Source organism: Streptomyces sp. Ag109_G2-15, from assembly GCF_900215565.1.
Taxonomy (GTDB): Bacteria; Actinomycetota; Actinomycetes; order Streptomycetales; family Streptomycetaceae; genus Streptomyces; species Streptomyces diastatochromogenes.
The window spans coordinates 1,538,215-1,552,929 of the sequence record NZ_OCNI01000002.1; the positions used below are offsets into that span (position 1 = coordinate 1,538,215).

At 71.7% G+C, this 14,715-nt stretch carries 14 protein-coding genes; 6 read left to right on the forward strand and 8 right to left on the reverse strand.

Annotation, left to right across the window (positions count from 1 at the left end):
* Positions 1-10 precede the first annotated feature (10 nt).
* Genes CRP49_RS43350 through CRP49_RS43370 form a run of 5 tightly spaced genes read right to left on the reverse strand, consistent with a single transcriptional unit; the run spans position 11 to position 5,243 of the window.
* Positions 11-895, reverse strand: coding sequence for a glycosyltransferase family 2 protein (locus CRP49_RS43350; RefSeq protein WP_097258819.1), 885 nt, complete (start codon positions 893-895; stop codon positions 11-13).
* 5 nt (positions 896-900) lie between these two features.
* Positions 901-1,680, reverse strand: coding sequence for a CDP-alcohol phosphatidyltransferase family protein (locus tag CRP49_RS43355; RefSeq protein WP_097258820.1), 780 nt, complete (start codon positions 1,678-1,680; stop codon positions 901-903).
* On the reverse strand, positions 1,658-2,719 hold the full coding sequence (locus CRP49_RS43360) for an iron-containing alcohol dehydrogenase family protein (protein WP_094217508.1): 1,062 nt from the start codon (positions 2,717-2,719) through the stop codon (positions 1,658-1,660). The genes CRP49_RS43355 and CRP49_RS43360 overlap by 23 nt, the downstream gene beginning before the upstream one ends.
* The gene (locus tag CRP49_RS43365) at positions 2,707-3,459 is read right to left on the reverse strand and encodes a sugar phosphate nucleotidyltransferase (RefSeq protein WP_094217507.1); all 753 of its coding nucleotides are present in this window, start codon (positions 3,457-3,459) and stop codon (positions 2,707-2,709) included. The genes CRP49_RS43360 and CRP49_RS43365 overlap by 13 nt, the downstream gene beginning before the upstream one ends.
* The gene (locus CRP49_RS43370; RefSeq protein WP_097258821.1) at positions 3,456-5,243 is read right to left on the reverse strand and encodes a DUF5941 domain-containing protein; all 1,788 of its coding nucleotides are present in this window, start codon (positions 5,241-5,243) and stop codon (positions 3,456-3,458) included. The genes CRP49_RS43365 and CRP49_RS43370 overlap by 4 nt, the downstream gene beginning before the upstream one ends.
* A 265-nt stretch (positions 5,244-5,508) precedes the next feature.
* On the opposite strand from CRP49_RS43370, the gene galE reads away from it, so the two are divergent.
* From galE to idi, 3 genes are all read left to right on the forward strand, one after another.
* Positions 5,509-6,480 (forward strand): UDP-glucose 4-epimerase GalE, encoded by a 972-nt coding sequence (gene galE, locus CRP49_RS43375; RefSeq protein ID WP_097258822.1) that lies wholly within the window; start codon positions 5,509-5,511, stop codon positions 6,478-6,480.
* A gap of 136 nt (positions 6,481-6,616) precedes the next feature.
* Positions 6,617-7,558 carry a cation diffusion facilitator family transporter gene (locus tag CRP49_RS43380; RefSeq protein WP_097258823.1) on the forward strand — a complete coding sequence of 314 codons (942 nt, stop codon included), beginning with the start codon at positions 6,617-6,619 and terminating at the stop codon, positions 7,556-7,558.
* Positions 7,559-7,743: 185 nt separating this feature from the next.
* Entirely contained in the window at positions 7,744-8,337 is a 594-nt protein-coding gene (gene idi / locus CRP49_RS43385) for an isopentenyl-diphosphate Delta-isomerase (protein WP_094217503.1), read from the forward strand.
* Positions 8,338-8,344: 7 nt separating this feature from the next.
* Here the strand turns inward: idi and CRP49_RS43390 are convergent, their stop codons facing one another.
* On the reverse strand, positions 8,345-8,839 hold the full coding sequence (locus tag CRP49_RS43390; RefSeq protein WP_097259337.1) for an ATP-binding protein: 495 nt from the start codon (positions 8,837-8,839) through the stop codon (positions 8,345-8,347).
* A 236-nt stretch (positions 8,840-9,075) separates the two neighbouring features.
* Between CRP49_RS43390 and CRP49_RS43395 the strand changes: the two genes are divergently transcribed.
* Positions 9,076-9,825 (forward strand): enoyl-CoA hydratase/isomerase family protein, encoded by a 750-nt coding sequence (locus tag CRP49_RS43395; protein WP_097258824.1) that lies wholly within the window; start codon positions 9,076-9,078, stop codon positions 9,823-9,825.
* On the opposite strand, the gene CRP49_RS43400 is transcribed toward CRP49_RS43395, so the two are convergent.
* Together CRP49_RS43400 and CRP49_RS43405 are read right to left on the reverse strand one after the other, a co-directional pair.
* Positions 9,812-10,447, reverse strand: a complete 636-nt coding sequence (locus tag CRP49_RS43400; RefSeq protein ID WP_097258825.1) for a DJ-1/PfpI family protein — start codon at positions 10,445-10,447, stop codon at positions 9,812-9,814. The two genes, CRP49_RS43395 and CRP49_RS43400, sit on opposite strands and share 14 nt — an antisense overlap.
* 10 nt (positions 10,448-10,457) lie before the next feature.
* A complete protein-coding gene (locus CRP49_RS43405; RefSeq protein ID WP_097258826.1) occupies positions 10,458-11,417 on the reverse strand; it encodes a GlxA family transcriptional regulator in 960 nt (319 codons plus the stop codon).
* A 186-nt stretch (positions 11,418-11,603) separates the two neighbouring features.
* Here CRP49_RS43405 and CRP49_RS43410 point away from each other — a divergent pair, with 186 nt between their 5' ends.
* Both CRP49_RS43410 and CRP49_RS43415 read left to right on the forward strand, forming a co-directional pair.
* Positions 11,604-14,009, forward strand: a complete 2,406-nt coding sequence (locus tag CRP49_RS43410) for a Tex family protein (RefSeq protein ID WP_097258827.1) — start codon at positions 11,604-11,606, stop codon at positions 14,007-14,009.
* A gap of 100 nt (positions 14,010-14,109) precedes the next feature.
* On the forward strand, positions 14,110-14,688 hold the full coding sequence (locus CRP49_RS43415) for a DinB family protein (RefSeq protein ID WP_097258828.1): 579 nt from the start codon (positions 14,110-14,112) through the stop codon (positions 14,686-14,688).
* Positions 14,689-14,715 lie beyond the last annotated feature (27 nt).

The window sequence follows — 14,715 nt, forward strand, 5'->3', positions numbered from 1 at the left end:
GTCGAGCTTGTCAGATGACGGGAGGCCGGCCCAGTCGGGTGAGCCGCCACACCGTACGCCACCGCATGGGGCGGCGGGGTCCGCACGAGGTGGTCCAGCCCTCCTTGAAGCCGCCGAACCAGGCCTTCAGAGCCGGTCCCGAAGGGCGGCGCAGCAGGGTGAGCAGCAGCCAGACCCCGAGGTAGACGGGGACCAGGAGCGCGGGGAGGTTGCGCCGGGCCAGCCAGACCCGGTTGCGGGCGACCATGCGGTGGTACACCGCGTGCCGCGAGGGCGCGGTCGTCGGGTGGTACAGCACCATGTCGGACCGGTAGTCGATCATCCAGCCCGCGTCGAGGGCCCGCCAGGCCAGGTCGGTCTCCTCGTGGGCGTAGAAGAACTCGTCGGGGAGCACGCCGGCTTCGGCGAACACCCGGGTGCGGACCGCGTTGGCGCCGCCGAGGAAGGTGGTGACCCGGGAGGAGCGCATCGGGTCGGAGGCGCGCAGCCGCGGTACGTGCCGGCGCTGGGTCTCGCCCGTCTCCGGGTCGGCGATGCGGAAGCTGACGATGCCGAGCTTCGGGTCGGCCGCGAACGCCTGGCGGCACAGCTCGGCGGTGTCGTGGCGGGCGAGCAGGCCGTCGTCGTCGAGGAAGAGCAGTATGTCGACGTCGCGGCCGCTGGGGCCGAAGGCCTCTATGCCGACGTTGCGGCCGCCGGGGATGCCCAGGTTCTCGGGCAGTTCCATGGTCCGTACGCCCTCGGGGACGTCCGGGACGGGCGAGCCGTTGCCGACGACGACCACCTCGACGCGGTCGCCGTCCTGCTTGGCGACGGAGTCGAGGAGGGCCCGCAGTTCGTCGGGCCTGTTGCCCATCGTGATGATGACCGCGCCGACCTTGAGAGAAGCAGTCATGCCGCTCACCTCAGCCTGCTGGAGGCGAGGATGGACACCAGGTGCAGCACGGTCTGCAGCAGGGCGATGCCGGCCAGGACGGCGGTGCCGAGCCGGGTGAAGAACAGGTCGCCGTGGATCTGGTCCGCGATCGCGAGGACCAGGATCAGCAGCGAGGCCTCGATGCCGAGGATGAGGCGGTGGAACTTGAACGCCGAGGCGGCCCGGCGGGCCAGCGCCATGCCGGAGGAACGCGGCTCGGACGCGGCCTCCTTGACCGGCGCCATCCCGGCCTGGTGCCGGGCGACACCGACGAGGTCGGTCTCGGCCTTGATCAGGATCGCGCCGAGGGCGGCGAGGGTGCCGAGGAAGGCCCACAGCCAGTCGATACGGCCGCTGCCCCACAGGTCGGCGGCGCGCAGGCCGAGGCCGACCAGGACGGCCGCGTCGGTCAGGTAGGCGCCGACGCGGTCCAGGTAGACCCCGCCGAGCGAGTACTGCTTCTTCCAGCGGGCGATCTCGCCGTCGACGCAGTCCAGCAGCAGGTACAGCTGGGTGGCGACCACGCCGAGCACGGCGCCCGCGATCCCCGGCACCAGCAGGGCCGGGGCCGCGAGCACACCGCAGACGGTCATCAGGTACGTGAGCTGGTTGGGCGTGACCCTGGTGTTCACCAGGTAGCGGTCGACGCGCAGGGACACCTCGCGCATGTAGAGGCGTCCCGCCCAGTGCTCACCGCTGCGCCGGTCCTTCACCCCGGCGGGGTGGACGACCGGTCGGAGTTCAGCTACCGATGGCCTTGACATAGTCGGCGTAGATGTCCTTGATCTGGTTCGTCTTGAGGTCGAGGTGTTCGAGGATCGTGTAGCGGCCGGGCCTGGTCTCCGGGGCGAACTCCACGGCGCGGACGAACTCGTCCAGCGTGAAGCCGATCTCCTCCGGCAGCACCGGAAGCCCGTGCCGGCGCAGCACCTCGGCCATGTACGCCGACTCCTCGTGCGCTCCGCGCAGGTACATCGCGAAGGCGGCGCCGAGCCCGCACTGCTCGCCGTGGCTCGCGGCGCGCTTGGGGAAGAGCAGGTCGAAGGCGTGGTTGATCTCGTGGCAGGAGCCTGAGGCGGGCCGGGAGTCGCCCGAGATCGACATGGAGATGCCGGTGAGGACCAGCGCCTCGGCGAGTACCTGGAGGAAGTCGTTGTCCCCGATGCCGCCGGGGTGCCTGAGCACCGCCTCGCCGGCCTGGCGGGCCATCGCGGCGGCGAGACCGTCGATCTTCTCGCCGTTGACGCGGTTGGACAGCTCCCAGTCCGCGACCGAGTTGATGTTGGAGATGGCGTCACCGATGCCGGAGCGCACGAAGCGCGCCGGTGCCTCGCGGATCACGTCCAGGTCGATGAGGACGGCGATCGGGTTCGGCACACCGTAGGAGCCGCGCCCGGCGTCGTTGTCGAGGGTGGCGACCGGCGAGCACAGACCATCGTGCGCGAGGTTCGTCGGTACGGCGACCAGGGGCAGGCCGACGCGCGCCGCGGCGAACTTGGCGCAGTCGATGATCTTGCCGCCGCCGAGCCCCACGACGGCGTCGAAGTGGCCGGCCTTCATGTCACCGGCCAGCCGGATCGCGTCGTCGAGGGTGCCGCCGCCGACCTCGTACCAGGTGGCGCCGGGCAGCGAGGGCGCGATCCGCTCGCGCAGCTTGGCACCGGAGCCGCCGCTGACGGCGACGGCGAGCCGGCCCGACTGCGAGATGCGCTCGTCGGCGAGGACCCCGGCCAGGTCGTCGAGGGCACCCGGGCGGATGTCCACGACGACCGGCGAGGGAATCAGCCGCGTCAGTACTGGCACGCGATCTCCCGCCCGCGCGCGAGGTCGTCGTGGTTGTCGATCTCGACCCACTTGACGTCGCCGATCGGCGCGACGTCGATCTTGAAGCCGCGGTTCACCAGCTCCTGGTAGCCGTGCTCGTAGAACTGCTGCGGGTCGGTCTCCCAGACCGTCTTCAGCGCGTCGGCCAGGTCGGGAGCGGCGTCGCCCTCGATCAGGGTGACGCCGATGTACTCGCCGGTGGCCTCGGCGGGGTCCATCAGCTTGGTGATCTTCGTCATGCCCTTCTCGGGGTCGACGACGACCTTCATCTCCTCGTCGGCGAGGTTCTTCACCGTGTCCAGGGCGAGGATGATCTTCTTGCCGTCGCCGCGGGCGGCGAGCAGCGTCTTCTCGACGGAGACCGGGTGCACGGTGTCGCCGTTGGCGAGGATCACACCGTCCTTGAGGGCGTCACGGCCGCACCACAGGGAGTAGGCGTTGTTCCACTCCTCGGCCTTGTCGTTGTCGATGAGGGTGAGCTTGAGGCCGTACTTCGCCTCCAGCGCCGCCTTGCGCTCGTACACGGCCTCCTTGCGGTAGCCGACGATGATCGCGACCTCGGTCAGACCGATCTCGGCGAAGTTGCCGAGCGTGAGGTCGAGCACGGTGATGCTGTCCTCTATGCCGTCGGGCCCCACCGGCACCAGCGCCTTGGGAAGGGTGTCGGTGTAGGGGCGAAGACGCCGTCCGGCGCCGGCCGCCAGCACGAGGCCGATCATGCGGGTTCTCCTTCATCGTGTACGGCGGGCGCCCCAGCGGACACCCAGAAGCGGATGCTCTCGACGAGCACCACCAGGGCGACGGCCACGGCGAGGACCGTGAGCGCGACCTTGAACTGCGAGGCGGTGAGCAGCGCGGCGAGGACGGTGACGAGCAGCGTCCGCCCCTCCTGCCCCCCGATGGCGCGCACCAGCCAGGCCGGGGGCGCTCCGGCGTTTCCGCGGATGCGGTACACCGTGTCGTAGTGATGGTAGGCGACGGCGGCCACCAGGCCGAAAGCCGCAGGAAGGGCCCCGTTTACCCCTGCTTTACTCGCGAGGACCAGCACCGTGCCGTACTCGGCGGCCCGGAACAGCGGGGGGACCAGCCAGTCGAGGGCGCCCTTGAGGGGGCGGCACAGTGCCTGTCCGGAGGTGGCGGCGTAGACGACGGCACCGGCGACGGGTGCCCAGGTCACGCCGGAGAAGAGGGACACGGCGAGAATCGCCGTACCGGCCAGGGCCACCAGCAGCGGGGCGCCGATGCGGGCGCGAGTGGCACGCGCCACGAGCGAGGCGACCGGTCCGTTGTCGGCGAGGTCCGCCAGCGCCTGCGCGGCCCGGTCGGTGCGCTCGGCCTTGCGGGTCAGCGAGCGCAGCACACGGCCGGCCGTGGTGTACGTCGCGGCGAAGGCGCAGCCGACGAGGAGCACGTAGAAGGTGATGCGGGGGGTGGTGGCCGCGGTGAGGACGGCGATCATGGCCCAGCGTTCACCGATGGGCAGGACTATCATCCGCCGCAGCCAGACCGTCCACCCGACGCTGTCCAGCTTGTCGGAGAGGGCGGCGGTGGGGCTGGTGTTGGCCGTGGCGTCGTGGTTGGCCTCGTTGAAGGAGAAGTCCACGACGTGCCGGCAGGTCTGCAGGATCATCGCGCCGAGGGCGAGGGCCCACACGTCGTCGCCGCCGCGGGCCGCGCCGAGGGCGAGGCCGGCGTAGTAGGCGTACTCCTTGGCCCGGTCGAAGGTGGCGTCCAGCCAGGCGCCGAGCGTGGAGTACTGCAGGGAGTAGCGGGCGAGCTGGCCGTCGGTGCAGTCCAGCACGAAGGAGGCGATCAGCAGCACGCCGGCCGCGATGAAACCGGCCCGGGTGCCGGTCGCCGCGCAGCCCGCGGCTATCAGGGCGGTGAGCAGCGAGGCGGTGGTGACCTGGTTGGGGGTCAGGCCCCGGCGGGCGCACCAGCGGGCGATGTAGCGCGAGTACGGGCTGATGAAGAACGTGGTGAAGAAGCCGTCGCGGGCCTTCACGGCCGACTTCAGGCGTACGGCCTCGTCGTCGACGGCGGCGACGGCCTGCCGGGCCTCGTTGCGGGCCTGCGGGTCGTCCGGCACGGCGGCGACCAGGCTGCCCAGCTCGGGGCGGTGGACCGCGCTGCCGTCGGCGTCGAGGGCGGTGACCACGCGGTCGGCGAGGCTGTCCACCGCCAGGGCCGTACCGCCGCCGGCAGAGGTCTCACGGGCCAGGGCCCGGGTCAGCGCCTGCCGGGCGGCGGGCTGGGCGGTGACGGCGCCGGGGACGGCGGCGAGCGGGAAGCGCGGGTCGGTGAGGCCGAGGCGCAGGGCGTGCGGGTGGCCGACGAAGCGGGCGTCGACCAGGGCGACGCGCCGGTCGGCCGGGACGGCGGCGAGCAGGGCCTCCGCCTCGGAGGCGTCGGTGGCCGCGCGCACGTCGAAGCCGAGGGACCGCAGATCGTTCTCGAGCGACGATCCGGGCACCGGCTGACCGGTGACGATGGCGGTCGACAACCGAACTCACTCCCTGGGTGCCGGCGCGTCGGCGCCGGTCTTCTGCGTGATGGGGCGCCCCGGCCTGCGGCTCCCGGGCGGCATGTCGGCGAAGGGTATCCGATGGGCTCGAGCCCTTGTTCACCGGCCGTTCACGGTCCGGTCCACGGGAACTGCCCAGGCCTTTGCCGCGATCATCATCGGTGATCCGGGGCCCGCCCCACAAACCGTGGCCCCAGACCCGGGCATCAGGGACATGCGGACGGGCCGCATAGGGTGGGCGACCATGACGTGGCTGATCACCGGCGGAGCCGGATACATCGGGGCGCATGTGGCACGGGCCATGGCGGGCGCCGGGGAGAGTGTCGTGGCGCTGGACGACCTGTCGGCCGCCGTGCCCGCGCGGCTCCCGGCGGACGTCCCGCTCGTCGAGGGCTCGACACTGGACGGGGACCTGCTCAAGCGGGTCTTCGCGGAGTACGGCGTGACCGGCGTCGTCCATCTCGCGGCGCGCAAGCAGGTCGCCGAGTCGGTGGCCGAACCCACCCGCTACTACCGGGAGAACGTGGGCGGCCTGGCCACGCTGCTGGACGCGATGGCCGAGGCGGGCGTCCGCCGGCTGCTGTTCTCCTCGTCGGCGGCCGTGTACGGCAACCCGGACGTGGACCTGATCACCGAGGACACCCCGTGCGCACCGGTGAACCCGTACGGCGAGACCAAGCTGACCGGGGAGTGGCTGGTGCGGGCGGCGGGCCGGGCGCACGGGATCTCCACGGTGTGCCTGCGCTACTTCAACGTGGCGGGCGCGGCAGCGCCGGAACTCTCGGACACGGGCGTGTTCAACATCGTGCCGATGGTCTTCGACCGGCTCACCCGCGACGAGGCCCCGCGGATCTTCGGTGCCGACTATCCGACGCCCGACGGCACCTGCATCCGCGACTACATCCACGTGGCCGACCTCGCCGAAGCGCATCTCGCGGCGGCCCGGCGGCTCTCCGACGGGGACTCGACAGGCGATCTGACGCTGAACATCGGACGCGGCGAGGGCGTCTCGGTGCGCGAGCTGATCACGGTCATCGGTGAGGTCACCGGCGACCGGCGACCGCCGCTGGTGGAGGGGCGCCGCCCGGGGGACGCGCCGCGCGCGGTCGCCTCGGCCGAGCGGGCCGCCGAGACGCTCGGCTGGCGGGCCCGGCGCGGGGTGCGCGAGATGGTGGAGTCGGCCTGGCAGGGCTGGCAGCTGCACCACGGGAAGTGAGCCGGCACCGCCCTGACCAGCGGTTCGTTTGCGCAGGTCAGGGCACATGACAACGGTGTTCAGTGCCGCGTTGCCCGATACCCCCCGCCCGTAGTTCACTGTCAGCTCGGGAGCAACACGGAAGGGTGGTCCTCTCATGGGGGCAGGGCACGACCACGGGCATACGCACAGCCATGCGCCGCCCACGGGTACGGCCGCGGCCGCGTACCGTGGCCGGCTGCGCGTGGCGCTGGGCATCACGCTCACGATCATGCTGGTGGAGATCGCCGGCGGTCTCCTCGCGGACTCGCTCGCCCTGATCGCGGACGCGGCCCACATGGCGACCGACGGGGTGGGTCTGGGCATGGCGCTGCTGGCCATCCACTTCGCGAACCGCCCGCCGAGCACCAACCGCACCTTCGGCTACGCCCGCGCCGAGATCCTCGCCGCCCTGGCCAACTGTCTGCTGCTGCTCTGCGTCGGCGGCTACGTCCTGTACGAGGCGATCCAGCGGTTCGTCACGCCCGCGGAGACCCGGGGCGGCCTGATGATCGTGTTCGGTCTGATCGGCCTGGTCGCGAACACGGTGTCGCTCACCCTGCTGATGCGCGGGCAGAAGGAGAGCCTGAACGTGCGCGGCGCCTTCCTGGAGGTGGCCGCGGACGCGCTGGGCTCGGTCGCGGTGCTGATCTCCGCGACCGTGATCCTCACCACGGGCTGGCAGGCGGCCGACCCGATCGCCTCGCTGGTCATCGGGCTGATGATCGTACCGAGGACGCTGAAGCTGATGCGCGAGACGCTGGACGTGCTGCTGGAGGCGGCTCCGAAGGACGTCGACATGGCGGAGGTGCGGGCGCACATCCTGGCCCTGGACGGCGTGGAGGACGTACACGACCTGCACGCCTGGACGATCACCTCGGGCCTGCCCGTGCTGTCCGCGCACGTGGTGGTCAGCTCGGAGGTGCTGAACGCCATCGGGAACGAGAAGATGCTGCACGAGCTGCAGGGCTGCCTGGGCGGCCACTTCGACGTGGAGCACTGCACGTTCCAGCTGGAGCCGGGCGGTCACGCGGAGCACGAGGCACGGCTCTGCCACTAACCCTGCGCACTGCTGTTCGGCGCACCCCCGGACGGTTCCAGGCGCCGGGCGCCGGGCACGATGATCTACCGGGTCCCCCTTCCGGTTCTGCCCGTGCCCGGGACATGCGGACGTGCCGGGAAGTGCCGGGAGTGCCGGATTCGTACGGCAGACTTGGGGTGCGAAGACCGAGGCGAAGGATGGGTATGCCGATCACACCTGCCACCGAGACGCACAGCTCGTCGAACGGCACCGCAGAGGCGATTTTGCTGGAACTGGTCGACGAGAAGGGCGTGACGATCGGCACGGCGGAGAAGCTCGCCGCCCATCAGCCACCGGGACAGCTGCACCGGGCCTTCTCGGTGTTCCTCTTCGACGAGCAGGGCCGGCTGCTGCTCCAGCAGCGGGCGCTCGGCAAGTACCACTCCCCCGGTGTGTGGTCCAACACCTGCTGCGGCCACCCCTACCCCGGCGAGGCGCCCTTCGCGGCGGCGGCCCGGCGGACGTACGAGGAGCTGGGCGTCTCGCCGTCACTGCTCGCCGAGGCGGGCACGGTGCGCTACAACCACCCGGACCCGGCCTCGGGCCTGGTCGAGCAGGAGTTCAACCACCTGTTCGTCGGCCTGGTGCAGGCACCGCTCGTGCCGGACCCGGAGGAGGTCGGCCAGACCGCCTTCGTGACGGCGGCCGAGCTGGCGGAGCGGCACGCCCGGGACCCGTTCTCGGCGTGGTTCATGACCGTGCTGGACGCGGCCCGCCCGGCGGTCAGGGAGCTGACGGGCGAGTCCGCGGGCTGGTAGTCCGCCGTCAGGTGAAGGTCACGGGCTTGAGCGGCAGGGCGGCCCAGATCACCTTGCCGCCACTCGCCGTGTGCTCCACATCGACCACCCCGCCCGCCTCCCGGGCCACCTCACGGACCAGGAGCAGCCCGCGGCCGCCGGTCTGGCCGTGGTCGGCCTCCAGGGCGGTGGGGCGATAGGGGTGGTTGTCCTCCACCGAGACCCGCACCCACTCGGCCCCGACGGCCACCTCCACGGCGAGCACCGGCGACAGCAGCGCCGCGTGCCGGACCGCGTTCGTGACCAGCTCGGAGACGATCAGCAGCAGCCCGTACACCAGGTCGTCGGAGACCGGTACACCCTGGCGCAGCAGCAGGTCCCGTACGGCGCGCCGCGCCTGCGGGACCGAGGCGTCCACGGCGGCCGCGGTGAACCGCCACACTCCCTCGTAGGGCAGTGGATGAGGCGGCCTCTCGGCGCCCCCCGCTGGGCGCGGGCCGTCCCCGCGCCCATGGTTGTCCATCGTCCGGTCGCCACCCTCGCGCTCGATTGTCACCACACGTCGAGTGTTGGTAACGATCCGCTCCGCTCCGGATGACTGAACACAAGTCAGCACTTATCGAACGGTTCTGACCGCGTGCGTATGACAACGGCAGTTGTGGGACCGCTCCTGGCCTCCCTGGCGCCGGTTCGCGAACTATTCGTGTTGTGGGAAAACTCCCAAAGGGCGCGAGGAGTCCTCCGGATAGCATCCACCGCATGGAGCCCCAGCTGTCGTACCAGGTCGTCGACTCCGTCGCCACGGTCGTCATCCGTCACCCGGCCAAGCGCAACGCCATGACGGCCGCGATGTGGCGGTCCCTGCCGCCGCTGCTGGCCGAGCTGGCAGGGGACCGACGTGTGCGGGCCCTGGTGCTCACCGGGGAAGGCACGACCTTCTGCGCGGGCGCGGACATCTCCACGCTCCAGGGCTCGCCCGCCGAGGCTCAGGGGCTGGCGGTGGCGGCCGAGGAGGCCCTCGCCGCGTTTCCCAAGCCGACGCTCGTCGCGATCCGCGGCCACTGCGTGGGCGGCGGGGCCCAGCTCGCCGCGGCCTGCGATCTGCGGCTGGCGGAGGAGGGCGCGCTGTTCGGGGTGACGCCGGCGAAGCTCGGGATCGTGTACCCGGCCTCGTCCACCCGGCGGCTGGTCTCTCTGGTGGGACCGGCCACCGCCAAGTACCTACTGTTCTCGGCCGAGTTGATCGACACTCAGCGGGCGCTGCGCACCGGGCTCGTGGACGAGGTGCTGCCCGAGGGCGAACTGGACAAGCGGGTGGCCGAGCTGACCCGGATCCTGGTGTCGCGTTCCCAGCTCACCCAGGCCGCCGCGAAGGAGTTCGCGAACGGCCGCACCGACCGGGACGCCCACTGGGCGGAGCAGGCACTTGGCAGCGGCGACACCGCGGAGGGGGTCGCCGCGTTCCTGGAGCGCAGGCAGCCCCGCTTCACCTGGACTACGACACGATGAAGCGGCTCCGCGCGCGCAGCTGGTCGACGATGTGCGCGGGTGCCTTCTCCGGCGAGCCCGCGTCGTAGGGCGGCTGCGGGTCGTACTCGGTCGCCAGCTGGACCGCCTGGGCGTGCTCGTCACCCGCGATCCGGCCGAGCAGGGCGAGCCCCATGTCGATGCCGGAGGACACACCGGCCGCGGTGACGTACTTTCCGTCGAAGACGACGCGTTCGCCCGTGGGCTCGGCCCCGAACCGGGTCAGCTGACCGAGGGCCAGCCAGTGGGAGGTGGCGCGGCGCCCCTCGAGGAGTCCGGCGGCGGCCAGGAGCAGGGAGCCGGTGCAGACGGACGTCGTCCAGGTGCTGGTGGCGTCGGCGGCGCGCAGCCAGTCCAGGAGGGGCTCGTGGTCCATCAGCGCGCTCTGGCCGGGGCCGCCGGACACCAGCACGATGTCCGGGCTCGGCACCTCCGAGAGTGCCTTGTCGGCGCTGATCGCGAGAGATCCGGTGTCCGTGCGCACGAGGCCGGCCTGCTCGGCGACGAACACCGTCTGCGCGTCCGGGAGCCGGGAGAGGATCTCGTACGGGCCGACGACGTCGAGGGCGGTGAAGCGGTCGTAGACGACGATGGCGATCTGCATCGGATTCCTTTCAGTGGGCGGATGCGGGCCGGAAGCGGCGGCGGTACTCGGCCGGGGCCGTGCCGAGGGCCCTGACGAAGGCGCGGCGCATGGCCTCGGGGGTGCCGTACCCGCTGGCACGGGAGATCTCCTCGATCCCGTCGCCCGTGTCCTCCAGGAGGCGGCGGGCGTGTTCGAGACGGACCCGGTCGACGAAGCGTCCGGGCGTCATGCCCGTCTCGGCCTGGAACGCGCGGGCGAAGTGGCGCGGTGAGAGGCTCGCCCGGGCTGCGAGCGCCTCCACGGTGAGGTCACCGGCCGGGTACTCGGTGATCCACTGCTGGACCTCCCGGAGCGGGTCGCGCTGCGCGGTCTGGGCGGCGAGCTGGGCGCTGAACTGGGCCTGGTTTCCGGGCCGCCGCAGGAAGACCACCAGGTGGCGGGCGATGGCCAGCGCAGCCTGGCGGCCCAGGTCGTCCTCCACCAGGGCGAGGGCGAGGTCGATGCCCGAGGTGACGCCGGCCGAGGTGGAGACGTGTCCGTCGCGGACGTAGATGGGGTCGGGATCGACCTCGACGGCCGGGTGGTCGCGGGCGAGCTTCTCGCAGTACGCCCAGTGGGTCGTGACGCGGCGGCCGTCGAGCAGCCCCGCCTCGGCCAGCAGGATCGCACCGGTGCAGACGGAGACGAGGCGCCGCGCGCGCGGGCCGTGCGTGCGCAGCCACTCGGTCAGCAGCGGATCGGAGCCGCGGGTGCCCTGACCGCCGGGGACCAGCAGGGTGTGCGGGTCGGGCACCTCCTTGAGCGCCTCGTCCGGTACGAGGGTCAGACCGCTGGAGGTGCGCACGGGGCCGCCGCCCAGGGAGGCGGTGCGGATGCGGTACGTCCCCGGCGTGTGCGTCTCGGCGCCGTTGAACACCTCGAGAGGGCCGGTGACGTCGAGGCTCTGCACGCCGTCGAAGAGGACGAAGAGGAGGGTGCGCTGCGGCATGTCCCGATTCTTCGAGGGCCGGGGCGTGGCCGCAATGACGGAGACCCCACCTTTCCTGCCATGCGGCACGAGGCAGGCACGGCTTCCGGGCCGCGCGGCCCGCCGTGTGGCGCCCTGATCCCCGGTTGTCGGTGTCACCTGCCACAATTGCCGCGCAAGCTGACGTGGAGAAGGCGGTACGGGATCGTGACGACACCCCTCGTAGGGTCCATCGAAGGCAGGATCGCCGAGGAGCTCGGCGTACGGGAGCGGCAGGTGAAGGCCGCGGTGGAGCTGCTCGACGGCGGCTCGACGGTGCCCTTCATCGCCCGCTACCGCAAGGAAGCGACCGAGATGCTCGACGACGCGCAGCTGCGCACGATCGAGGAGCGGCTGCGCTATCTGCGGGAGCTGGAGGAGCGGCGGACCGCGATCCTGGAGTCGGTCCGCGAGCAGGGCAAGCTCACCGAGGAGCTGGAGGCGCAGATCCGCGGCGCCGAGACCAAGGCGCGCCTCGAGGACATCTACCTGCCCTACAAGCCCAAGCGGCGCACCAAGGCGCAGATCGCGCGGGAGGCGGGCCTGGAGCCGCTCGCCGAGGGGCTGCTGGGCGACCCGACGGTCGAACCGCTGGCCGCGGCGGCCGCGTTCGTGGACGCCGACAAGGGCGTCGCCGATCCGCAGGCCGCGCTGGAGGGCGCCCGGGCGATCCTCACCGAGCGGTTCTCGGAGGACGCCGACCTGATCGGCGAGGTCCGCGAGCGCATGTGGGTGCGCGGGCGGCTGGCCGCCAAGGTGAAGGACGGCAAGGAGGAGGCGGGCGCCAAGTTCGCCGACTACTTCGACTTCGCCGAGCCGTTCACCGAGCTGCCCTCGCACCGCATCCTGGCGATGCTGCGCGGTGAGAAGGAGGAGGTCCTGGACCTCGTCCTGGAGCCGGAGGAGCCCACGGAGGGCCCGTCCTCGTACGAGGGAATCATCGCGCACCGCTTCGGGATCGCCGACCGCGGCCGCCCCGCCGACAAGTGGCTGACGGACACGGTCCGCTGGGCCTGGCGCACCCGCGTCCTGGTGCATCTCGGCATCGACCTGCGCCTCAGGCTGCGTACGGCGGCCGAGGACGAGGCGGTGAACGTGTTCGCCGCGAACCTGCGCGACCTGCTGCTGGCCGCCCCGGCCGGCACGCGCGCGACGCTCGGCCTGGACCCCGGCTTCCGTACGGGCGTGAAGGTCGCCGTGGTCGACGCCACCGGCAAGGTCGTCGCCACGGACGTGATCTACCCGCACGTCCCGGCCAACAAGTGGGACGAGGCGATCGCCAAGCTGGCGCGGCTGGCGAAGGAGCACGCGGTCGATCTGGTCGCCATCGGCAACGGCACGGCGTCCCGGGAGACCGACAAGCTCGCCGGTGAACTCATCTCCAAGCACCCGGAGTTGAAGCTCACCAAGGTGATGGTGTCCGAGGCGGGCGCGTCCGTGTACTCGGCGTCGCAGTACGCCTCGCAGGAATTCCCCGACATGGACGTCTCGCTGCGCGGCGCGGTCTCCATCGCCCGCCGGCTGCAGGACCCGCTGGCCGAGCTGGTGAAGATCGACCCGAAGTCCATCGGCGTCGGCCAGTACCAGCACGACCTGTCCGAGGTGAAGCTGTCCCGCTCGCTGGACGCGGTCGTCGAGGACTGTGTGAACGGCGTCGGTGTGGACGTCAACACCGCGTCCGTGCCGTTGCTCTCGCGGGTGTCCGGCATCTCCTCGGGGCTTGCCGAGAACATCGTCGCGCACCGGGACGCGAACGGGCCGTTCACCTCGCGCTCCGAGCTGAAGAAGGTGGCGCGGCTCGGCCCGAAGGCGTACGAGCAGTGCGCGGGCTTCCTGCGCATCCGCGGCGGCACCGACCCGCTGGACGCCTCCAGCGTGCACCCGGAGGCGTACCCGGTGGTGCGGCGCATGGTGAAGACCTCGGGCCAGGAGGTCGCTTCCCTGATCGGCAACACCGGTGCGCTGCGCTCGTTGCGCCCGGCGGACTTCGTGGACGACACCTTCGGTCTGCCGACCGTCACCGACATCCTCAAGGAGCTGGAGAAGCCCGGGCGCGACCCGCGGCCCGCCTTCAAGACGGCCACCTTCAAGGAGGGCGTGGAGAAGATCTCCGACCTGTCGTCCGGGATGGTCCTGGAGGGCGTGGTCACGAACGTGGCGGCCTTCGGGGCGTTCGTCGACATCGGCGTCCACCAGGACGGCCTCGTCCACGTCTCCGCGATGTCGAAGACGTTCGTGAAGGACCCGCGGGACGTGGTCAAGCCCGGTGACATCGTCAAGGTGAAGGTCCTCGACGTGGACATCCCGCGTAAGCGGATCGCGCTGACGCTGCGGCTGGACGACGAGGCCGCGCCGCAGGGGCAGGGCGGCAAGCAGCAGCGGGGCGGCGGTTCCCGGCCGCCTCAGCAGCGGCAGGGCGGCCAGGGCCAGCGGCAGGGCGGTCAGGGCCAGGGCCAGCGGCAGGGCCGTGGTGGTGACCGGGGCGGGCGTCAGGCACCGGCACCGGCCAACAGCGCCATGGCGGACGCGCTGCGGCGGGCGGGCCTGCTGAACCCCAAGGACGGGCGCCGCTGAGTCACCGGGGCGGGGGCGTACGGCAGGCCACGCACGCCCCCGCCCCGCCCCCGGGGTGAAAACCGGTGGACAGTGATCATCCGATCGGGAGACTTGCCGCATGACCGCATCGGATCCCAAGGAAGACCTTCGGGTGTATCTCCAGGACGCCCGTGACGTGCTGTTGTGGAAGCTTGAGGGCCTGTCGGAGTACGACGTCCGGCGCCCGCTGACCCCGACCGGCACCAATCTGCTGGGCCTGGTCAAGCACATGACCGGCGCCGAGTCGCTGTACTTCGGGGCCACCTTCGGCCGGCCCTGCGACGGGACACCGCTGTGGATCACCGGGGACGCCGAGCCGGACGCCGATCTGTGGGCGCGGCCGGAGGAGAGCCGGGAGGAGATCGTGGGGCGGTACCGCACGGCGTGGGAGCACTCCGACGAGACGATCGCCGCGCTACCGCTGGACGCGGTCGGCCGGCTGCCGGGGGGCACGCGGAGCGAGGTGACGCTGCACCGGATCCTGACGCACATGGTCGCCGAGACCCAGCGCCACGCCGGACACGCCGACATCGTGCGGGAGTTGATCGACGGGGCCGTGGGGCAGCGGCGGGACGACCTCAACACGGCACCGTTCGATCCCGGGCACGTGGAGCGGGTCGAGCGGGCGGCGAAGGAGGCCGGGCGGCACGGCGGGTGAACGGCGGGCGGCGCGATCATGTACGTT